This is a genomic window from Streptomyces sp. NPDC006476, from assembly GCF_040612015.1.
GTDB lineage: Bacteria > Actinomycetota > Actinomycetes > Streptomycetales > Streptomycetaceae > Streptomyces > Streptomyces griseorubiginosus_B.
Genome location: NZ_JBEXPK010000016.1, coordinates 146,161 through 166,209 on the forward strand (window position 1 = coordinate 146,161; position 20,049 = coordinate 166,209).

Annotated in this window: 22 protein-coding genes, 1 pseudogene and 1 riboswitch; of the genes and pseudogenes, 10 read left to right on the forward strand and 13 right to left on the reverse strand. The window is 72.4% G+C overall.

Annotated features, from left to right (window positions below):
* Positions 1–13: 13 nt before the first annotated feature.
* Positions 14–1,042 (reverse strand): L-threonine 3-dehydrogenase, encoded by a 1,029-nt coding sequence (gene tdh / locus ABZZ74_RS20035; RefSeq protein WP_356766641.1) that lies wholly within the window; start codon positions 1,040–1,042, stop codon positions 14–16.
* Between the two features lie 329 nt (positions 1,043–1,371).
* Here tdh and ABZZ74_RS20040 point away from each other — a divergent pair, with 329 nt between their 5' ends.
* The gene (locus ABZZ74_RS20040) at positions 1,372–1,977 is read left to right on the forward strand and encodes a GPP34 family phosphoprotein (protein ID WP_356766643.1); all 606 of its coding nucleotides are present in this window, start codon (positions 1,372–1,374) and stop codon (positions 1,975–1,977) included.
* A gap of 129 nt (positions 1,978–2,106) precedes the next feature.
* Here ABZZ74_RS20040 and ABZZ74_RS20045 read toward each other — a convergent pair whose 3' ends face one another.
* The 9 genes from ABZZ74_RS20045 to ABZZ74_RS20085 all read right to left on the reverse strand — a co-directional run bounded on the left by ABZZ74_RS20045 (position 2,107) and on the right by ABZZ74_RS20085 (position 9,924).
* Positions 2,107–2,688, reverse strand: coding sequence for a GAF domain-containing protein (locus ABZZ74_RS20045; protein WP_356766645.1), 582 nt, complete (start codon positions 2,686–2,688; stop codon positions 2,107–2,109).
* Entirely contained in the window at positions 2,685–3,299 is a 615-nt protein-coding gene (locus ABZZ74_RS20050; RefSeq protein WP_356766647.1) for an ATP/GTP-binding protein, read from the reverse strand. Before ABZZ74_RS20050 ends, ABZZ74_RS20045 begins: the two co-directional genes overlap by 4 nt.
* A complete protein-coding gene (locus ABZZ74_RS20055; protein WP_133042168.1) occupies positions 3,277–3,648 on the reverse strand; it encodes a DUF742 domain-containing protein in 372 nt (123 codons plus the stop codon). Before ABZZ74_RS20055 ends, ABZZ74_RS20050 begins: the two co-directional genes overlap by 23 nt.
* A gap of 2 nt (positions 3,649–3,650) precedes the next feature.
* Positions 3,651–4,085, reverse strand: coding sequence for a roadblock/LC7 domain-containing protein (locus ABZZ74_RS20060; protein WP_356766649.1), 435 nt, complete (start codon positions 4,083–4,085; stop codon positions 3,651–3,653).
* 74 nt (positions 4,086–4,159) lie between these two features.
* Positions 4,160–6,433 carry an ATP-binding protein gene (locus ABZZ74_RS20065; protein ID WP_356766651.1) on the reverse strand — a complete coding sequence of 758 codons (2,274 nt, stop codon included), beginning with the start codon at positions 6,431–6,433 and terminating at the stop codon, positions 4,160–4,162.
* A 407-nt stretch (positions 6,434–6,840) separates the two neighbouring features.
* Positions 6,841–7,251 (reverse strand): VOC family protein, encoded by a 411-nt coding sequence (locus ABZZ74_RS20070; RefSeq protein WP_133042104.1) that lies wholly within the window; start codon positions 7,249–7,251, stop codon positions 6,841–6,843.
* A 92-nt stretch (positions 7,252–7,343) separates the two neighbouring features.
* Positions 7,344–7,736 carry an AraC family transcriptional regulator gene (locus ABZZ74_RS20075; protein ID WP_356766654.1) on the reverse strand — a complete coding sequence of 131 codons (393 nt, stop codon included), beginning with the start codon at positions 7,734–7,736 and terminating at the stop codon, positions 7,344–7,346.
* 7 nt (positions 7,737–7,743) lie between these two features.
* Positions 7,744–8,538, reverse strand: a complete 795-nt coding sequence (locus tag ABZZ74_RS20080) for a DUF429 domain-containing protein (RefSeq protein WP_356766656.1) — start codon at positions 8,536–8,538, stop codon at positions 7,744–7,746.
* Positions 8,539–8,676: 138 nt separating this feature from the next.
* Positions 8,677–9,924, reverse strand: a complete 1,248-nt coding sequence (locus tag ABZZ74_RS20085; RefSeq protein ID WP_356766658.1) for an MBL fold metallo-hydrolase — start codon at positions 9,922–9,924, stop codon at positions 8,677–8,679.
* Between the two features lie 222 nt (positions 9,925–10,146).
* On the opposite strand from ABZZ74_RS20085, the gene ABZZ74_RS20090 reads away from it, so the two are divergent.
* The 8 genes and pseudogenes from ABZZ74_RS20090 to ABZZ74_RS20125 all read left to right on the forward strand — a co-directional run bounded on the left by ABZZ74_RS20090 (position 10,147) and on the right by ABZZ74_RS20125 (position 14,521).
* Entirely contained in the window at positions 10,147–11,289 is a 1,143-nt protein-coding gene (locus tag ABZZ74_RS20090) for an acyl-CoA dehydrogenase family protein (RefSeq protein ID WP_356766660.1), read from the forward strand.
* Positions 11,290–11,431: 142 nt separating this feature from the next.
* Positions 11,432–12,610, forward strand: a complete 1,179-nt coding sequence (locus tag ABZZ74_RS20095) for a Glu/Leu/Phe/Val dehydrogenase dimerization domain-containing protein (protein ID WP_356766662.1) — start codon at positions 11,432–11,434, stop codon at positions 12,608–12,610.
* Positions 12,607–12,903, forward strand: a complete 297-nt coding sequence (locus ABZZ74_RS20100) for a hypothetical protein (RefSeq protein WP_356766664.1) — start codon at positions 12,607–12,609, stop codon at positions 12,901–12,903. Before ABZZ74_RS20095 ends, ABZZ74_RS20100 begins: the two co-directional genes overlap by 4 nt.
* Positions 12,834–13,217, forward strand: a complete 384-nt coding sequence (locus tag ABZZ74_RS20105; RefSeq protein ID WP_356766666.1) for a CoA-binding protein — start codon at positions 12,834–12,836, stop codon at positions 13,215–13,217. Before ABZZ74_RS20100 ends, ABZZ74_RS20105 begins: the two co-directional genes overlap by 70 nt.
* On the forward strand, positions 13,187–13,378 hold the full coding sequence (locus ABZZ74_RS20110) for a hypothetical protein (protein WP_356766731.1): 192 nt from the start codon (positions 13,187–13,189) through the stop codon (positions 13,376–13,378). Before ABZZ74_RS20105 ends, ABZZ74_RS20110 begins: the two co-directional genes overlap by 31 nt.
* Positions 13,306–13,614, forward strand: a pseudogene (locus ABZZ74_RS20115) (acetate--CoA ligase family protein); the annotation flags it as partial. The gene ABZZ74_RS20110 and the pseudogene ABZZ74_RS20115, both read left to right, overlap by 73 nt.
* Positions 13,565–13,891 (forward strand): DUF1330 domain-containing protein, encoded by a 327-nt coding sequence (locus tag ABZZ74_RS20120; protein WP_356766668.1) that lies wholly within the window; start codon positions 13,565–13,567, stop codon positions 13,889–13,891. The pseudogene ABZZ74_RS20115 and the gene ABZZ74_RS20120, both read left to right, overlap by 50 nt.
* A 9-nt stretch (positions 13,892–13,900) precedes the next feature.
* Positions 13,901–14,521, forward strand: a complete 621-nt coding sequence (locus ABZZ74_RS20125) for a TetR family transcriptional regulator C-terminal domain-containing protein (RefSeq protein ID WP_356766670.1) — start codon at positions 13,901–13,903, stop codon at positions 14,519–14,521.
* A 19-nt stretch (positions 14,522–14,540) separates the two neighbouring features.
* On the opposite strand, the gene ABZZ74_RS20130 is transcribed toward ABZZ74_RS20125, so the two are convergent.
* From ABZZ74_RS20130 to ABZZ74_RS20140, 3 genes are all read right to left on the reverse strand, one after another.
* Complete coding sequence (locus tag ABZZ74_RS20130; protein WP_356766733.1) at positions 14,541–15,326, reverse strand: SGNH/GDSL hydrolase family protein; 786 nt, start codon at positions 15,324–15,326, stop codon at positions 14,541–14,543.
* Between the two features lie 269 nt (positions 15,327–15,595).
* On the reverse strand, positions 15,596–16,540 hold the full coding sequence (locus ABZZ74_RS20135; RefSeq protein ID WP_356766672.1) for a LysM peptidoglycan-binding domain-containing M23 family metallopeptidase: 945 nt from the start codon (positions 16,538–16,540) through the stop codon (positions 15,596–15,598).
* A 4-nt stretch (positions 16,541–16,544) separates the two neighbouring features.
* Positions 16,545–16,703: riboswitch (cyclic di-AMP (ydaO/yuaA leader) on the reverse strand.
* Positions 16,704–17,008: 305 nt separating this feature from the next.
* Entirely contained in the window at positions 17,009–19,081 is a 2,073-nt protein-coding gene (locus ABZZ74_RS20140) for an alpha-galactosidase (RefSeq protein ID WP_356766674.1), read from the reverse strand.
* A gap of 170 nt (positions 19,082–19,251) precedes the next feature.
* Here ABZZ74_RS20140 and ABZZ74_RS20145 point away from each other — a divergent pair, with 170 nt between their 5' ends.
* Complete coding sequence (locus tag ABZZ74_RS20145; protein WP_356766676.1) at positions 19,252–20,049, forward strand: tyrosine-protein phosphatase; 798 nt, start codon at positions 19,252–19,254, stop codon at positions 20,047–20,049.

The following is a 20,049-nucleotide window of genomic DNA, read 5'->3' on the forward strand; positions in this document are numbered from 1 at the left end:
GGTCGGAGGAGGGTCAGAGGGTCCAGTCCAGGATGACCTTGCCGCCGCGGCCGCTCGCCGCGTCGGCGAAGGCCGCCTCGAAGTCGCGGTGGCCGTACCGGCCGGTGATCACGGGGGCGAGGTCGAGTCCGCCCTCCAGCAGCACCGACATCGCGTACCAGGTCTCGAACATCTCGCGGCCGTAGATGCCCTTGAGGGTGATCATCGAGGTGACGATCCGGGCCCAGTCGACGGGGAACTCCTCGGCGGGCAGGCCGAGCATGGCGATACGGCCGCCGTGCGTCATGTTGGCGATCATGTCCCGCAGCGCCTCGGGCCGTCCGGACATCTCCAGACCGATGTCGAAGCCTTCGCGCAGGCCGAGCTCGCGCTGTCCGTCGGCGATGGCGGCCCGCGACACGTTCAGCGCCAGGCTCACGCCGATCTTGCGGGCCAGTTCCAGCCGCTCCTCGCTGACGTCGGTGACGACGACGTTGCGGGCGCCCGCGTGCCGGGCGACGGCGGCGGCCATGAGGCCGATCGGTCCGGCGCCGGTGATCAGCACGTCCTCGCCGACGAGCGGGAAGGACAGCGCGGTGTGCACGGCGTTGCCGAACGGGTCGAAGATCGCCGCGACATCGAGATCCACGGGCACCCGGTGGACCCACACGTTGGCGGCCGGGAGGGCGACGTACTCCGCGAAGGCCCCGTCGCGGCCGACGCCGAGCCCGACCGTGGCCCGGCACAGATGGCGCCGCCCGGCGAGGCAGTTGCGGCACTTGCCGCAGACCAGGTGGCCCTCGCCGCTGACCCGGTCACCGGGCTTGATGTCCGCGACGTCGCGCCCGGTCTCCACGACCTCGCCGACGAACTCGTGGCCGACGATCAGGGGGGTGCGGATCGCCTGTTGCGCCCAACCGTCCCAGGACCGGATGTGCAGGTCGGTGCCGCAGATGCCGGTGCGGAGCACCTTGATGAGGACGTCACCGGGTCCGACGGCGGGCTCCGGGACGTCCGCGAGCCACAGACCGGGCTCCGCCTTCTGCTTGACCAGCGCCTTCACGCCATGGCTCCTGTGCTCGGGGACCCGGACGCGGGCACGCCGAAGCGGGCCCGCGTCCGGGGAGGGGGGTGGAATCACCTGCAATCTGCCGCACCGGACCACCCCCGGTCCATCGAGGTTTTCTTAAGCCGCGCCGCAGCCTGGCTTCACGCCTCCTCGTCGAGGCGCCCTCGTGGTCCTCGCCGCGGCCGTGGCCGGCGCCGGGCTGCGGATCGGCTTCCCGCACCACATGGTCGTAGAAGGACACACAACAGCCTCGGGGCGGCGAGAATCGAGCAAGGACGCGGACGCTCTCGCCCCGCACTCGGCCAACTCACGTGGAGTCGCTCATGACCACCGCACGGGACCTCGCGATCGTCGCCCTGGAGGCGGCACCGGACCGGCCCGTCGAGCAGGGCGACCTCTCGCTCGCGCTCGCGGGAGCCGAGGTGTTCGACCTCATCGAGGCCAAGGCGCTCGTCCTGGACGGTGACCGGATCCTGCCGAGCGCCCAGGCGCCCACCGGTGACCGGCTGCTGGACGAGGCCGCCGGGACGCTCGTACGACAGGAGCCGTACGAGTCGGTCGAGGACTGGCTGTGGCGCCGGGGCCGCGGGCTCTCCTCCGCCTACGTCGAGGACTTCGAACGGGTCGGACTGACCGCTCGCCCGCGCGGCCAGCGGATTCCGCTGCGCACCTCCCGGACGGAGCTGGTCGACTCGGCGGCCCGGCGCGAGGCCGAGGACCGCTGGGCGGCGGGCGAACCGATCCTCGCCGCACTGGCGGCCGCGGCCGGCATCCGGGACGAACCCGCCGAGGACGCGGAGGCCCTCGCCGGCGAGACGGTCACGACGGTGCTGGCCGCCGTCGGCGACGCGGTGATGGAACTGGAGGCCGTACGCCAGCGCAAGGCGATCGAGGACGCCGCGTTCGACAACGTGTGGCGGGGCTACTAGAGCGCGCCCGCGGAAACCCGGTCGAGAAGGGCGCGACGGGCTGCGACGCCGGCCGGATGCTGCGCCGGCCGGCCTCCGTCTCCTCGAACAGCCGATACCAGACCGGTCGGCTGGTAGTCGCGGCGCGCCTCAGAGCAGCGGCAGCCCGTCTGCCTCGCGCCGTTCCAGCCGGGCCACGAGCTCCGCCGCCGAGGACTTGATGGTCTCCAGACCGGGTTTGCCCCAGGGCCGTGGCGCGACGTCGGCCACACACAGCGTGCCGAGCGTCATCCCTGTGCTGTCGATGAGCGGGGCACCGAGATAGGAGCGGATGCCGAACTCGTCGACCATCGGATTGCCCGCGAACCGGGGGTAGTCGCAGACGTCCTCCAGCACCAGCGCCTTGCGCCGGACCACCACATGGGGGCAGAAGCCGTGATCGCGGGCGAGTTCACGGCCCAGCACGGGTGTCGTCCCGTCGGTCCTCACGAACGGCGGCGCCACGTCCGGCAGATGCAGGCCCGCGAAGAACTGGCGGTGCTGGTCGATGAAGTTGACCATGGCGTACGGCGCCCCGGTGAGCCCGGCGAGCCGGCCGGCATAGGCGTCGAGATCGGGGTCCGGGCGTTCACCCAGGCCGAGTTGGCCGAGGCGCAGGGTGCGGGCGGGGGCCTCCTTGTCCTCCGGGGTGAGCAGCAGACGGCCGGCCGGACGCGCGGGGTCGTACCTCATGGGCGGTCACTGGGGACGTGGGCGCCGTGGCTCGGCGCAGGGGCCGGGGCGTGCGCGATCAGATGGCGTACGAGCGTCAGCAACGTCTGCACCCCCGAACTGGAGATACGGGCGTCGCACCGCACCACCGGGATCTCCGGCGGCAGGTCGATGGCGGCACGGACCTCCTCGGGGTCGTAGCGGTAGGAGCCGTCGAACTCGTTGATGGCGACGATGAAGCCCAGGCCGCGCTGCTCGAAGAAGTCCACCGCGGCGAAGCACTCCTCGAGGCGCCGGGTGTCGGCGAGGATCACCGCGCCGAGCGCGCCCTCGGAGAGTTCGTCCCACATGAACCAGAACCGCTCCTGTCCCGGCGTGCCGAACAGGTAGAGCACGTGTTCCGGATCGAGGGTGATGCGGCCGAAGTCCATGGCCACCGTCGTCTCGACCTTGTTCTCGATCCCGTCGAGACGGTCGGTCGCGGCGCTGACCGTGGTGAGCAGCTCCTCCGTGCTCAGCGGCGCGATCTCGCTGACCGCGCCCACGAAGGTCGTCTTGCCGACCCCGAAACCGCCCGCGACCAGGATCTTCAGTGCGGTCGGGAAGGGGTCAGAGCTGTCGTCGTAGTCCATCGAGCACTGCCTCCAGAAGGGCCCGGTCAGTCGGGTTGTGGTGGAACTCGGGGGGCTTGGTGGTCAGCGCCCCGCAGTCGACGAGGTCCGACAGCAGCACCTTGGTGACCACCGCCGGCAGCTTGAGATGGGCGGCGACCTCGGCGACCGACACGGGCGCGCGGCACAGGTCGAGCGCCTGCTGGTGCTCGGGGCCGAGATAGCCGAGGGGCGTGGCCCCGGTGGCCATCACGTGCGACAGCAGGTCGAGGGCGATGCTCGGCCGGGTGCGGCCGTTGCTGACCGTGAAGGGGCGCACCAGCCGTCCGGCCGCGTCGTCGAGCCAGGGCCCGTCGCCGGCCGTCACCACGCTCAAGGCCTCATCGCCGGGGGTTCGACGGCATGCTGCCGGGGTGCGGAGACCAGGTACGGGCGGACGCTCTTGACCAGCATCGCCATCTCGTAGCCGAGGACCGCCGCGTCGGCCTCGCGGCCGGCCAGCACGGCGAGACAGGTGCCGGAGCCGGCGGTGGTGACGAACAGCAGGGTCGCGTCGAGCTCCACGACGACCTGGCGGACCTCGCCGCCGTCGCCGAAGCGCACCCCGGCGCTGCGGCCGAGGGAGTACAGGCCCGAGGCCAGCGCGGCCATGTGGTCGGCGCTGTCCGCGTCGAGGCCGTGGACCGACTTCACGAGCCCGTCGCAGGACAGAAGAACCGCACTGGTGGTGTGCGGTACGCGCTGCACGAGGCCGCTCATCAGCCAGTCGAGATCGGATACATGACCGGTCGGCGCATCGCTCGCCATGGTGGATCGACTCCTTGGGGTACGAAGGTCTGCGGGAGCGGCGGGGGTGAGTACGGGGGTGCGGGCTGGGCTCGTCATCCGGCTGGTGCGCTCCCGTCGTGCCGGGTGGGACGGTCATGGCCGCGAGCCGCTGCCGGGCGCGCCTCCGCTATGTGCGCGGGGTCCATGCGCGGAACGTCCCTACGCGGTACGTCCGTGCGCGGTACGTCCGTGCGCGGTACGTCCGTGCGCGGTACGTCCCTGCGCGGTACGTCCATGCCGTGCGGCGGAGTGGTGGCGGAGGCGTCCGTGGGGGGACCGGCCGTGTGGCGGACCGCCGTGTGTGAGACGTCCGGGTGACCCGATGCGGAGGTGTGCGGGGCGGACATGTAGGCGCCCCCCATGTCGTCCAGGGCATCCAGATGGGAGCGCTCCATGGGCGGCGCCGCCATGGGGTCCGAGCCCATGTGGTCGGCCTCCAGGTGCTGCTGGGCCTCCGCCAGGCCGATGCCCCGTTGGAAGGCGGCCATCAGGCCCGGGTCGTGGCCGGCGGGGGCGTCGGCGTCCTGGCGGGGCGCGGGACCGTCGCGCAGCTGCGGGGCGATGTGCTCCTGGGCGCGGCGGCGCGGGAGTTGGGGCTTGCCCATGGTGCCGCGAACCGTCCCGGTGCGGGGCGTGGCCGACGCGGCCACGTTCTCCGCGACGACCCGCCGGTCGTCGGGCCGGATCCCGGGCACGGCCTCCGCGGGATTGGGCCGCTCCCCCTGGGCACCCCGCACGGGCAGCGGCGCGGGCCCGCTCCCCTGCCCCGTGGCGTGGCCACCACCCGCGCCGGCCGTACCGCCCCCCGCGACGGAGAGGTCCGCCCCGGCGCTGCCGGTGGTGCGGTCGCTCGTCATGGAACCGTTCACCGAGGTGCCGTTCGCAGCGGCGCCGGCCCGCATACCGCCGCCCGCCCCGGCTCCGCCCCCGACGGGGCTCGCCGACGTGCTGCCGTTCGGCGTGACGGCGGCGGTACCCGTGCTCTCCCACGGCTCTACATGTCGCGGCGCCGGCGGTGGGGGCACGAGGCGGTGGCCGCCGGTCGCGGGACCCGGGCCGGACGACTGCGCCGGCGTCGCCGTGGCGCCGTGCGGATGGGGTACGGCCCCGGGGGCGCCCTGCGCCGGGCCCAACAGGCCCTGCGGTACGACGAGTACGGCCTGGACGCCGCCGTAGATGTTGGTCTGCAGCCGGACGTGGATGCCGTGCCGCCGCGCCAGCTGCGAGACGACGAACAGCCCGATGCGGCCGTCCGCGAGCAGGCTCGCGACGTTGACCTGGTCGGGGTCGGCGAGCAGCGCGTTCATCTTCTTCTGCTCGGCGACCGGCATGCCCAGACCCCGGTCCTCGACCTCCACGGCGAGCCCCGAGGTGACGAGGTTGGCCCGCAGCAGGACCTGGGTGTGCGGGGCGGAGAACACCGTGGCGTTCTCGACCAGTTCGGCCAGCAGATGGATGACGTCGGCCACGGCGTGCCCGCGCAGGGTGCCGTCGATCGGCGGCACCAGCTTCACCCGGGAGTACTGCTCGACCTCGGCGATGGCGGAGCGCAGCACCTCCGTCATGGACACCGGATGGCTCCACTGCCGACGGGAGACGGCACCGCCGAGGACGGCGAGGTTCTCCGCGTGCCGGCGGATCCGGGTGGCGAGATGGTCGACGTGGAAGAGGCCCTTGAGGAGGTCGGGGTCCTCCATCTCGTTCTCCAGCTCGTCGAGGATCGAGATCTCCCGGTGCACCAGCGACTGCAACCGCCGGGCGAGGTTGACGAACACCTCGAGCTTCTGTTCGCTGCCCGCCTGGCTGGACAGCTGCGCGGCCTGCACGACGGCGGTGACGGCGCCGTCGTGCGCCCGGCTCAGGTCGGCGGCGAGCAGTTCGAAGTCGTCCGCGTCGTCGGCGGGCGCGCCGCGCGGTGTGCGCTGGGGCGGGGCCTCGCCGCGGCGCAGCGCCTCGACGAGCGCGCGCAGATCGGCCTCGCCGCGCGCGGCGCTGCGGCGCAGCGCGGCGACGCGGTCGCTCACGGTCCGGGCGGCCCGGTCGGCAGCCACGGCCGCGGTGGCGATGGCGGCCAGCGCCACCGAGACCGCGCCGCCGAGCACTCCCCACAGCGTGAGCCCGGGCCGGACCCCGGCGGAGCGGACCGTGAACAGCACGGCCGCGCTGGCGCTCAGGGCGACCGCGATGGGCGGCAGCACGGCGAGCCGGAGCAACTGGGGCCGTATGTGGGTCTCGGGCAGCGAGGCAGCGGTGCGGGCGACGGGCCGTCCGTGCCGTCCGCCCTCACGGCGGTCTGCGCGTGCGGCCGGTGCGCGGAGGTGAGACATCGGTGTCCTCGTCGTACGGGTCCGTCGGTGCCCGGGGCGCGGGCTGCGCGGTTCGGGCAGGGGTTGCCCGATGGACACTCACAGTAGTCGCCAAGGCATCATGTGCGGTGGGCAGTTGACAAAGTCCCACGCGAAGCGTCCCGCTCTGGTATGAGGCGTCGTACGACAGACCGATAAACACAGCGGACAGTCGATCTGGCTCGAGAAAGGATCGATCAGTGCTGGTCAGAAGTGGTCGGCAGGAATGATCGAGGGCCGGGGAGCCCTCGCTCCCCGGCCCTCTCGGATTGCCGCCGGTTGCCGCCCTCCGCCCGCCCGCCGACCGGACCGGACCGTTTCGGACGCTCCCCGAACCCCGGCGAGTCACCCCCTGAACGTCACTGTCCGTGTCAACGGTCGACGCGCACTCACGCCTTCGGCTGAGTGAAGCGGATGCTGTTGCCGAAGGGGTCCCGCAGGCCGCAGTCGATGCCGTACGGGCGCTCGGTGGGCTCCTCGGTGAACTCGACACCCTTGGCCCGCAGCGTCTCGTAGGTCTTGCGGCAGTCCTCCGTGCCGAAGATGAGGAAGCCGCCCGTCGCCCCCTTGGTGAGCAGTTCGCGGACCTGCTCGGCGGTCTCCTCGGACAGGCGCGGCGGGCCGGGCCGCTCCAGCAGGACCTCGCGGTCGGGCTGGCCGGGGACGTTGACGGTGAGCCAGCGCATGAAGCCGAGGTCGGCGTCGGTGTTGACCTCCAGGCCGAGCTTGCCGACGTAGAAGTCGAGGGCCTCGTCCTGGTCGAGTACGTAGATCTGCGAGTGCGTGATTCCTGTGAACATGGGCATCACGCTACGAGCCCCGCCCGGCGAAAACTTATCCAAAACTGCTCAGTCGCCCGAACGCCGGGCAGACCGCGCCCGCGGGCCGGCCGTCAGGCGCTCGGCCGCATCCATGCCATCGTGAAGCAGGTCGGCACATCCAGGGCCACGGCCTCCTTGCGGTACTCGCGCGGCGAGCGGCCGACGACGTCGCGGAAGGTGCGGCTGAAGGTGCCGGGGCTGCCGAAGCCGACCTCGAAACAGATGTCCGTGACGCTGCGGTCGGTCTCGCGCAGCTGGAACATCGCGCGTTCGACGCGGCGGCGCTGGAGGTAGCGGTGCGGGGTCTCGCCGAAGGTGGCGCGGAAGGTGCGGGCGAAGTGGGCCGGGGAGACATGGGCGATCCGCGCCAGGGCCGGTACGTCCAGGGGCTGCGCGTAGGCTCGGTCCATCGCGTCCCGGGCGCGCAGCATCCGGCGGTTGGTCTCTTCGGCGGCGCGGCTCACGGCGCCATCACACCACGGGGTGGCTCAGGGCGGCGAGGTTGGGGCCGGGCAGGTGGATCCAGCCCTCCCGCAGGGCGGCGGCACGCTCCTCCGCCGAGGACGGCCACCGGGTGTCGCCCACCAGCACGGCACGGGCGACCAGGGCGCAGACCAGTGCGTCGAGGTGGTCGTGGCTGGCGACGCACCGCGTGCGCACCTCTTCCGGCAGCGCCCGCCCCAGCCCCGCCTCGAGGGACCCGAGCACATACTCCCGCACCGCCCGTGCGTCGGGTGTGGCGTTCTTGTAACTGCCGGCGGGACGGATGCCCCACAGCCGCAGCGCGGCCGCGGGGTACACCTCGGCGACCGGCCCGGAGCCGTCCCGTGGCACGGATCCGGTGCCGAGGGCGTCCAGGAGGCGGGCCGCCCGGAGCGCGACCACGCCGAGGAGGTCGGTGGAGACCGACAGGGGCGGCCGCATCGCGGTCGCCTTCCAGGTGAGGTCGTCGGTGAGCCGGAAGCGCAGTGGGTCCAGTCCCGGCCTGCCGTCCGTACGATCCCCGAAGCGGGCCGGTGACGGCAGCGGCAGCCCCTGATGGTGGGCCGCGATCGTGTCCACGAAGCCGGTCGGCCAGCCGAGCGGACAGTCCAGCCCCGTCTTGTCGGCACCGCGGACCAGGGCCAGCAGTTCCTCGTCCCCCTCCGGCACGACGAACTCCGCCGTCGGCGCGCCCACGTGGTCCCACTCCACCCGGCACACAGCGGTACGCCGAGCGCTGGCGGCGAGATCGACCCCGAGGGTCACGACCTGCCGACGCGGCATTCCGGGCCCCTCCCACCCCTGCTCAGCTGACGCCCCGCACACTCACGCCCCGGCGTTCCTCCGTCGAGCACCACCACGCCCCCGGGATCACGGCCCGGACGACCACCCCGTGGTCCCTGGCGGTCGCCGCAGCCCGCCTCACCCGGCCGGCACCGTCTCCGGATCCCCGCTCCCCTCGGCGCCCCTCGCGTCGGCCTGTTCCTTCGCCGCCGAGTCCGCCGCCGTCTTGATCGCGGCCCCGGCGACGGCCTCCGCCGTCGGCCAGCCGCTCGCCGGCTCCTGGGCCACCGCGCGCCACCAGGGGTCGCCGGGGACGGTCTCGGCGGTGGGCTCGAAGGGCTCTCCGGGACGGGGCAGCGCGATGCGGGAGCCGGTGGCGTGGGCAGCGGCGACCGTGCCCTCGCCGGGCTCGGCCCAGGGGTGGGTGGCCAGGTTGAAGGTGGCCCAGTGGATGGGCATCATCACGCCGTGCGGCGCTCCGCCCTGGAGGTCGAGGTGGGCTCGCATGCCCTCCTCGGGCGTCATGTGGATGTCCGGCCAGAAGTCGGAGTACGCGCCGATCTGGATCATCGTGGCGTCGAACGGACCGTGCGCGGCGCCGATGTCCTTGAAGCCCTCGAAGTACCCGGTGTCGCCGCTGTGGTAGACGCGGTGCTCGCCCCCGGCGACCGACCAGGAGGCCCAGAGCGTGTGCTGGGTGTTGCGCATGCCGCGTCCGCAGAAGTGTCGGGCCGGGGTGGCGGTGAGGGTGAGGCCGCCGATCCTCGTCTCCTCGTGCCAGTCCAACTCGCGGATCCGGTCGGCGGAGACGCCCCACAGCTCGAGGTGCTCGCCGACGCCCAGCGGAACGGCGAACAGGGTGTCCGTGCCGGCCAGCGTCTTGATGCTGGGCATGTCCAGGTGGTCGTAGTGGTCGTGCGAGATGACGACGACGTCGACCGGGCCGAGCGCGGCGAGGGGCAGCGGCACGGGGTGCAGTCGCTTCGGTCCGACGAAGGAGAAGGGGGAGCAGCGCTCGCCCCAGACGGGGTCGAACAGGACCCGGTGTCCGTCGATCTCCGCGAGCACGCTGGAGTGCCCCATCCAGGTCAGCCGCAGCCCGCTGGCGGGCGGCCTGGCGATGTCCGCCAGCGTGGTGGCGTGCACCGGGATGTTCCCCTTGGGGGCGCGCCGGGGCCGCTCCTCCTTGTCGAAGAAGACCTTCGCGAAGTCCATCGTCGAGCCGGAGGGCCTGATCCGGGCGGTGCCTCCGGGGTTCTGGAAGACGCCGTCCTTGAAGTGGGGCGATCTGCGGATGCGCGCCATGCGCTCACCACTCGGGTCCGCGCCGAAGGCCGCGGGCTGCAGCGCGCGGAGCCCGGAGCTCAGGGAACGGAAACCGGACACGGTACCTCCAGGTGGAGTCGGTGAGGCGTTCCATTATGGTCGCCCCCTCGGACAACACCGGGATCGTCCCGTTGCTGCCGGACGGTTTCCAAAGAAAACCCAAAGAACCGAACCCTTCCCCGGCGGTCCCGGACCGGGCGGCGGCCCCGTTGACACGGAACCCGACCGCTCCCGATACTGACTCGCGATTCAGTAATTGCCCGGCGGCCCGCTGGAGGCACCGTGTCCAACCTGCCCACCGAGCTCGTCCCGCTCAGTCCGGAGCAGTACGACATCGTGGACCTCACCCGCGCGTTCGCCCGCGAGGAGATACGCCCCCGCGCGCGTGCCGTCGACGAGGCGGACGTCGAGACGCCGTGGGACCTGTGGCGCAAGGCCGCCAAGGTGGGGATCACCGGGTTCATGCTCCCCGAGGAGTACGGCGGGGGCGGCTTCACCGACGTGTTCACGCAGGTCCTGGTCCAGAAGGAGCTGTGCGTCGGCGACCTGGGCATCGGCAATCTGCTCTGCTCGAACGGCTTCTTCGCCGACCCGGTCCTGGAGCTGGGCACCGAGGAGCAGAAGCGCGCCTGGCTGACCCCGCTCACCCGCCCCGACACGCCGATGACCGCCCTGGCGACCACCGAGCCGGGCGCGGGCTCCGACGCAGCCTCGATCATCACCACGGCCCGCCGCACCGAGGGCGGTTACCGGATCGACGGCCAGAAGGCGTGGATCTCCAACGCGGGCGAGGCCGAGCTGTATGTGGTGTTCGCCAAGACCGACCCGTCGCTGCGCTCCCGTGGCGTGTCCGCGTTCCTGCTGCGCAAGGAAACCGAGGGTGTCTCCTTCGGCGAGCCGATGCGCACGATGGGCCAGCGGGCGATCGTGTGCCGGGACGTCTTCGTCCCCGAGGAGGACCGGCTCGGCGCGGAGGGAGAGGACTTCCACGGACTGATGCGGACCTTCGACGTCTCGCGCACGGTGCTGGGGGCGGCCGCGACGGGCGTGGCGCGGGCCGCGTACGAGTACGCGCGCGACTACGCGCGTGAGCGGCGGCAGTTCGGCAGGCCGATCATCGAGCACCAGGCCGTCGCCTTCCGGCTCGCGGACATGCGCACGCGCGTGGAGCAGGCCTGGCTGATGACCTGGCGGGCGGCGCGTCGGCTGGACGCCGGTCTCGGGGCGACCGCCGAGGCGGCGATGGCGAAGCTGACGGCCTCCGAGACCGCCGCCTACTGCACCTGGGCGGCCGTGCAGACGCTGGGCGGCTGGGGCTACTCGCGCGAGTTCCCCGTCGAGCAGTGGATGCGCGACGCCAGGCTGGAGGAGATCGAGGAGGGCACGTCCGACATCATGCGGCTCGTCATCGCGCGCGACCTGTGACCGAGCGGGCCGCGCTGCCGCGGGAGGGGGCGGCAGCGCGGCCGAGCGTCCCGGCGGCGCACACGCGTACGCGCGCGGGGGCGCCACCCGTCCCTGAGACCCCGTCCGCCCCACCCCTGATCACCCCCGTCGAGGAGACCGCATGACCGCCCCCCTGATGTCGCTCACCTGGACCGACCACCTCACCGGCCGCCAGGGGTTCCTCGTCGTCGACCGGCTGCTGCGCGGCGTCGCCAGCGGCGGGCTGCGCATGCGCGCGGGCTGCACCCTTGAGGAGGTCGCCGGGCTCGCGCGCGGGATGACCATGAAGGAGGCGCTGCACTACAACCCGGAGGGCCGCTACATCCCGCTGGGCGGGGCGAAGGGCGGCATCGACTGCGACCCCCAGGACCCGGGGGCGTACGGGCTGCTGGTGCGCTATCTGCGCGCCATGAGGCCGTACATCGAGAACTTCTGGACCACCGGTGAGGACCTCGGTCTCACCCAGGACCTGGTGGACCGGGCGGCGGCCGAGGCGGGGCTGGTCTCCTCCGTCCAGGCCGTGTATCCGCTGCTGGACGACGAGGCGACGGCCCGGCGGCGGCTCGCTGACGCGTTCGCGGTCGAGGTGGACGGCATCGGGCTGGACGAACTGGTCGGCGGCTGCGGAGTCGCCGAGTCGGCGCTGGCGGCCCTGGACCGGGCCGGTGTGCCGTACGCGGGCACGCGGGTCGCGGTGCAGGGCCTCGGCACCATGGGCGGGGCGACGGCCCGCTTCCTCACGCGCGCGGGGCTGACCGTCGTCGCCGTCGCCGACATCAAGGGCACGATGGTCAACCCGGCGGGCCTGGACGTGGAGACGCTGCTGGCCGCGCGGGACGCCTACGGCACCGTCGACCGCGCCGCCCTGCGCCCCGAGGACCGTGAACTGCCCGGCGACGCCTGGCTGTCCGCCGACGCGGAGGTGCTGGTGCCGGCGGCGGTGTCGTACGCGATCGACGCCGCCGAGCAGGAGCGGATCACCGCCCGCTGGATCGTCGAGGCGGCCAACATGCCGGTGCTGCCCGAGGCGGAGGAACTGCTCGCCGCGCGCGGGGTGACCGTGCTGCCGGACGTGGTCGTCAACTCCGGGACGAACGCCTGGTGGTGGTGGACCCTGTTCGGGGACATCGGCGCCGACGCGGACGAGGCGTTCGCCCACACCCGGCGCTCGATGCGGGCCCTGGTGGAGCAGATGCTGGCCCGCGCGGAGGCGGACGGGATCACCCCGCGCGCGGCGGCCCACGCCATCGTCGCCGACCGGCTGCCGGTGATCGCGGAGCGGTTCGGGTGGTATCGGTGACACCGGCCGACCCGGCCGGTGACGGACCGGGCGCAAGCGCCCTGCCGGACGCCCTGTTCGACCCCGCCTCCGTGGCCGTCGTGGGCGCCTCCGACACCCCGGAGAAGTGGGGCTACTGGCTGGCGAAGGGCGCCCTCGCCGGGCGGGGGCGGCGCGCCGTGCATCTGGTGAACCGTCGGGGCGGGGGCCTCGACGGGAGCCGTTCCGCCCCGGTCTCGACGGTGTGTCGTGCGAGCACGTCGTCGTCGCCGTCCCGCACGCGCACATGCGCCGGGTCGTGGCGCAGGGGCTGAAGGCCGGCGCCCGCTGCCTCACGGTGATCGCCTCGGGCGGCGATCCGGCCGAGGAGCGCGCGCTCGCCGAGCTCGTCCGCGCCCGCGGCGCCCGGCTGCTCGGGCCCAACTGCATGGGCCTGGTCGACACCACCACCCAATTGCGGCTGAGCTGGGGCGACTTCCCGGTCGGCGCGGTGGGACTCGTCTCGCAGAGCGGCAACCTGGCCCTGGAGATCGGACGCCTCCTCGCCCGCGCGGACAGGGCTTCTCCCGCTTCGTCTCCCTCGGCAACCAGCGGGACATCGACGCGGCGGACGCCCTGGACGCGCTGATCGCCCACGCACCGACCCGGGTGATCGCCGCCCACGTCGAGGACTTCCGGGACGGTCGCCGCCTCGCCGGCAGCACGCCGACACGGCCCTCGCCCCCGCGCCGCTCACCCGTGCACGCGCGCGTGCCCTGTTCCTGGAACTGCGCCACGCGCCCCTGCTGACCGGCTGGCGCGGCGCCCCGCCCGTCGAGCTGAACGCGGCGGCGGCCGCCGTGTGCGCAGTGGCGCGAGCGGGGGCGGAGCATCCGGAACTGGCCGAACTGGAGGTCAATCCCCTGCTGGTGCACCCGGTGGGGCGATCGCTCTCGACGCGCACGGCGTGCTGGGCGCCGGATAGGGTCGTGCGGCGTGACGGTTCGACTGTGTTGTCTGCTGTGGGCCCGGCCAGGTGCCGGTGAGGCCCTGGGCGCGTACGAGGACAAGGTGCTGGCGCTGCTGGGCGAGCACGGCGGGCGGGTGCTGCAGCGGGTCCGCGCCGACGGCGCCGAGGGGCGTCCGGACGAGATCCAGCTGATCGAGTTCGACTCGCAGGCCGGTTTCGACGCCTTCATGGCGGACGAGCGGCGCACCGCCCTGGCCGGCGAGCGCGACGCGGCGGTCGCGCGGACCGAGCTGTACCCGGTTGAACTGGTCGGACAGCCGCCCGACCCCGCGCCATCAGCGGCGACGGAATAAGGTGACCGCGTGGCGAGAGTGCGGTTGAGCGTGGCGGAGCGGCGCGAGGAGTTGCTGCGGGCCGCCATCGAGCAGATCGAGGCGCGGGGCGTGGCGGCGGTCAGGATCGCCGACGTGGCCTCGGCGCTCGGCGTGAGCAACGCGCTGGTGCTGTATCACTTCTCGACCAAGGAGAAGCTGGTGGCCGCCGCGTTCACCCACGCGGCCGAGGACGACCTGGCCCATCTCCGCAAACTGCTCGGCCGGCGCACCACGGCGCTGCGGCGGCTGCGCTCGGCCGTGCGCTGGTACGCGCCGACCGGGCAGGCCAAGGGCTGGCGGCTGTGGATCGAGGGCTGGGCGGCCGCCCTGCGCGAACCCGTGCTGCAGGAGGTCACCCGTGACCTCGACCGGCGGTGGAAGGCGGCGCTGGCCGAGGTCATCGCTGAGGGCGTGGCCGCGGGCGAGTTCCGCTGCCCCGACCCGTTGGGCACGGCCCTGCGGCTGACGGCGCTGCTGGACGGGCTCGCCGTACAGCTGACGTCCTACCCGGGCGCGGTGTCACGGGCCCGCGCCCAGGAGTGGGTGGACGAGGCGGTGGCCCGCGAACTGGGGCTGGAGCGGGAGGCGTTGACCGCGCCGGAGCGGTGAGCTCCGGCACGCGTCGCTCTCAGGCCACCGGGGCGATCCGCATCTTGATGTCGTCCGGCGACAGCGCGCCCTTGGCCGTCACGTGGTCGCCCGAGGACTCCCCGCGCAGCCGGCGCCCGATCCACGGCACCAGGTACTCGCGCGCCCAGTGCACGTCGTCCCGCCGCACCTCGAGGGTGCCGCGCGGCGGCAGCGGCGGCCAGGGCTGGTCCGGGTCGGCCGGGACCTCCAGGCCGAGGACCTGACCGGCGCGCAGCGCCACGCGTGTGTGCCCCTCAGGCGAGAGGTGCAGCCGGTCGTCGTCCCAGGCCCTGCGGTCCTGCACGGTCTTGAGGGACCACAGGTCGAGCACGGGACAGCCGTACCGGTCGGCGATGGCCCGGACATGTCCGTTGTAGGTGGCGATCTTGCCGCGCAGATGCTTGAGCACGGGCACGCCACGAGTGTCGAAGCCGGTCGTCACCATGACGGTGCCGGCGGCCCCGGTGAGCCGGGCGACCGCACGCTCGAAGCGCTCGGCGACCTCGTCCGGGTCGGTGCCGGGCCGGATGATGTCGTTGCCGCCGGCACAGAAGGAGACCAGGTCCGGGGCGAGTTCCTCGGCCTGCGGAACCTGGTCCGCCACGATCTGGTCGAGCAGCTTGCCGCGCACGGCGAGGTTGGCGTAGGCGAAGTCGCCTTCGGGCCGCCGGTCCGCGAGCAGCACGGCGAACCGGTCCGCCCAGCCGACCATGGCTCCGTCGGGGCCGGGATCGCCGACGCCCTCGGTGAAGCTGTCCCCCACCGCGACGTACGACCCGATCACTGTCCTGCTGTCTCTGCTGTCACTTTTCGAATCGTCTGCCACGGCGGCCATGATTCACCTTCTAATGTGACCTACGCGACCGTAAGAAAGGGTTGACGGTCGGTGAGATAAGCCACGTCCAAAGGGTTGGGCAAGGCAGGAATAACTCTCGGATCGCCGATGTTGAGCGGTCGATCGCCGGACGGCGAAATCTCTGCAACACCGAAGGCCGGACCCGGGGATCGGGGTCCGGCCTTCGGCGGCGTGTGGGGCGCGCGGTCGGCGGGGGGTCAGCCGACGGCGACGCCCTTGGAACGGAGGTAGGCGACGGGGTCCACGTCGGAGCCGTAGTCCGGCGTGGTGCGGATCTCGAAGTGCAGGTGCGGGCCCGTCACGTTGCCGGTCGCACCGGAGAGACCCAGCTGCTGGCCCGCGCTCACGCTCTGGCCGACCGAGACGGAGATCTGGGAGAGGTGGCCGTACTGCGCGTAGTGGCCGTCGGCGAGTTTGATGACGACCTGGTTGCCGTACGCACCGCCCCATCCGGCGGTGACGACCGTGCCCGCGCCCACGGCCTTGACCGGGGTGCCGGTCGGGACGACGAAGTCGACGCCGGTGTGGTAGCCGCTGGACCACATGCTGCCGGCGACGTGGTAGCCGGTGCCGATGGTGCCGCCGGTCACCGGGAGGGTGAAGCCGGTGCTGGTCGACTCGGCGGCCTGGGTGGCCTTCGTCGCCTTCGTCGCCTTCGACACCTTCGACGCCTTCGACGCGGAGGAAGCGCTCGACGAGGCGGAGGAGGAGGCAGCGGAGGTGGAGGACTTGGTGGCGCCGGTCGTCGCCTTGCCGCCGAGGGTGAGCTTGAGGCCCGGGTGGATCAGCGACGGGTCGTCGCCGACGGCCTGGCGGTTGTCCGCGTACAGCTTCTGCCAGCCGCCCCGGACGTGCTGCTCGTCGGCGATCTTCGCGAGGTAGTCGCCGGCCCGGACCGAATAGGTGCGCACACCCGTGTTGTTGGCGTTCGCCTTCTTCTCGGTCGCCTTCTTCTCGGCGGCCGGAAGCGACTGGACGGTCTTTTCGGAAACCGACTGGGAAGCCGACTGCGCGGTGGCCGCGTGGGCTCCGGTGGCCCCTATGAGCGGGAGGGCGAGAGCGGCGCCGCCGGTTCCGGCGACGGCGATGGAACGGGTGAAGCGCTTGGGCTTCGGGCGGCGGTGCTTACCCTTCGCGGGCATGGCGAATTCCTCTCCGTCGCCTGCGAGGTGAGCTGTCGGGTGCGGGCTGGAGATGCCCGGCCGCGCTTTTCGGCGCGGCTTTACCCCTAGCCGTTCCGGAGACCGGAACAGGCGTCGTACCTGTGGGTCCCCCGCTCCTGCCGTTCACGGGTGAGTTGTGCGGGCTCCGGGCGGCGGCAGGATTGGGCGTCCGTCCGGATTGGTGGCGAACGTAAGCGACCAGGACGCAAAGGGACAAGCGGCGGTTCCCCGTGCATGCGTTTCTGCTGATCGACTGTGGGAATTCACGGTCACCCTCCGTGAATTACAGTTCCACCCCTTTGTCCAAAGCCCCTTGAAACCCTTATGAATTACGTGAACATGACGCGCCACGCACCGTCACGGATATGACGCTCCTCACGTGACGGTGCTCCAGCATTCCCCATTCCAGAGCGAGTTGGAATGAAGACACCAATTCGGACAGAAGACTCAGATGCCACGGAGTCGGATGACTTTCGCATCGAGGTCGCCGCGCAGCGCGGTGTCCAGCCCGTGATGCAGCAGTACGGCCCCACGGTGAATTTCGCCCGTTTCAGGGCATTCGTAGGAGGCTGTCGGGTCGAGTCCGCGCAGTCGCAGTGCCGGTACGGGCTCGCCGTAACTCTGTGCCTGGAGCCAGGCCAGGACGACCGACTCGTCGCCGCGCACGTACTGCACGGCGCTGAGCCCGCCCGTCGGGGGCCGCAGCCGGTGGAGGTCGCCGTGCTGCACCAGGGGCCGGATCTCCTTGTAGAGGCTCACCCAGTCACCGGCTTCGGCGAGCTCCTCCTCGGTCCACTGGGTGAGGTCTCCGCCGACGCCCAGCACACCCGCCATGGCGCTGACGAACCGGAAGCGCAGGGAGCTGACCCGGTCGTTGAGCTGGGTGTTGGGACTGTCGGTGACCCAGGCGGCCATCACACGCGCGGGGTGGATCTGGCTGAAGCCGTGCTGGATGGCGAGCCGGTCGAGCGGGTCGGTGTTGTCGGAGGTCCACACCTGGTCGGTACGGCTCATGATGCCGAGGTCGATCCGGCCGCCACCGCCCGAGCACGACTCGAAGACGACGTCCGGGTGGGCCGCCCGCAGCCGGTCCAGCAGCGCGTACAGCGCGCGGACGTGGTCGACCCACAGGCGCTGCGGGTAGGGGTCGCCGGGCCAGCCGGCGTCGGTGAAGCAGCGGTTGAAGTCCCACTTGACGTAGTCGACGGGGGCGCTGGACAGGAGCGTGTCGAGCTGCTGCCAGAGGTACTCCTGGACGTCCTCGCGGGCCAGGTTCAGTACGAGCTGGTTGCGGAACTCCGTGCGCCTGCGGCCCGGCTGGAACTGCACCCAGTCGGGGTGGGCGCGGTAGAGGTCGCTGTCCGGGTTCACCATCTCGGGCTCGACCCAGATGCCGAACTGCATACCGAGGGTGTGCACGTAGTCGGCGAGCGGCGCCAGGCCCTTGGGGAAGCGGTCGGGGTTGGGCGTCCAGTCGCCGAGCCCGGCACGGTCGCTGGTGCGCTTGCCGAACCAGCCGTCGTCGACGACGAACAGCTCGACGCCGATGGCGGCGGCCCGGCGGGCGAGCGCCCCCTGCTGCTCCTCGGAGATGTCGAACTCCGTGGCCTCCCAGGAGTTGAACAGCACCGGCCGGTCCCGGTCCGCGTCCGGGATGACGTAGGCGCGCTGGTAGGCGTGCCAGGCGCGGCTCGCGCCGCCGAAGCCGCCGTCGCTCCACAGCCCGGCGAAGACGGGGGTGGTGTACGACTCCCCCGCGCCCAGGAGCAGCAGCCCGGAGTCGTCGTACCCGGCGCCGCCGGTGATCTGCACCCGCGCGTCCGGGAGCTGCGCCACCGCGATCCGCCAGGAACCGGACCAGCCGAGCGCGCAGCCGTAGACCTCGCCGCGCTCCTCGGTGGCGTCGGTGTCGAGGGCGACCCAGGGCAGGTGCTGATGCCCGGTGTGGCCGCGGCGGCTGCCGATGACCTTCTCGCCGTGGGTGAGCGGCGCGGCGGTCAGCAGGGACTCGGCGGCCCAGCGGCCGTGCAGCTGGGAGAGCCGCCAGCCCTCGCGGTCGGGCAGCGTCCAGGTGGCGGCGTCGGCGCGCAGCAGCTCCAGGGGCGCCGGTCCCTCGTTGTCGAGGCTCACCCAGCGTTCCACGACGTCGTGCCGCATGCGGTAGTGCAGCGTGATGACGAGCCCGCCGTCACGGAAGCGCAGCCGCAGATGGTCGCCCTCCGCCTCGTGCGCCTCGAAGCGCCACTCGGTGCCGCGCCGCTCCTCGGTGCGCACGGACAGGGCGGGCCGCGCGAACCGGGGACCACCCTCGACCGGGTACTCCTCGCGGCCGTCCAGCGGCGACTCGAAGGGCCGGTAGACCGGCAGCGGGCGGACTGCGAGCGCCTCGGCGTCCGCGAGCGCGATCCGCGGGCCCCAGTGCAGGTGCAGCAGCTCGCCGTCCTCGGTCAGATGGACGGCGTACCCGCTGGCCGGACCGGTCAGGAGCCAGGTACGGCCGTTGTCGGAGATCTCCAGCATCAAGCCCTCACACGTTCGAACAGGTCCGATCAAGCGGCAACATCATCAACGTCAGCGGGCCTCGGCGGCAACGCCTGTGGACAACTCATTGCCTGGGTAACCCATGTCGTATCGTCGAGGAGGTGCCCGTCGTCGAGCCGCGCCGGCGGGGCCGACCCTGAGGAGGCCCCGTGACGCAGCAGGTCCCGTCGACCGAGCCCGAGCTGACCGCCGTGCGCAACTTCCGCGACGTCGGCGGGCTTCCGACGGCGGACGGACGGCGGGTGCGGCAGGGAGTGCTGTTCCGCAGCGGCCATCTCGCGCACGCCACGCAGGAGGACGCCGCGTTCCTCTCGTCGCTGGGACTGCACACGATCTTCGACTTCCGCAACGCGGCGGACCAGAAGCTGGAGGGCCCGGACGTCGAGCTGCCGGGCGTACGCAATGTGAACCTGCCGCTGACGGATCCGGCGGACGGCTCCGGGTTCTGGAAGATGGTCCGGGACGGCGAGATCGACCAGCTGCGGGAGATCCTCGGCGACGGCAAGGCGGCCAACCGCATGATCGTCTCCTACCGCACGATCATCCGGGAGCGCACCGCCGAGCACGCGCGTGTGCTGCGTTCGCTCGCCGAGGACAGCGTGCCCGCGCTGATGCACTGCGCGGCGGGCAAGGACCGCGCGGGCCTGTCCATAGCCGTGACCCTGCTCGCGCTGGGCGTCGAGCGGGAGGCGATCGTCGCCGACTACCTGGAGTCCAACGCCAAGCACCGCCGCTACAAGGTGCGGCGCAGCAGCTCCTCCGGCGCCGGCTACTCCCCCGAGGTCATGGAGCTGCTCAGCCCCCTGTTCGAGGCGCGCGTCGAATACCTGGAGGCGGCCTTCGAGACCATCCAGGAGACGTGGGGCGGCGTCGAGACCTATCTGGAGCAGGGGCTCGGGGTGACACCGGAGATCCGCGAGCGGCTGCGGGAGCGGCTGCTCGACTGA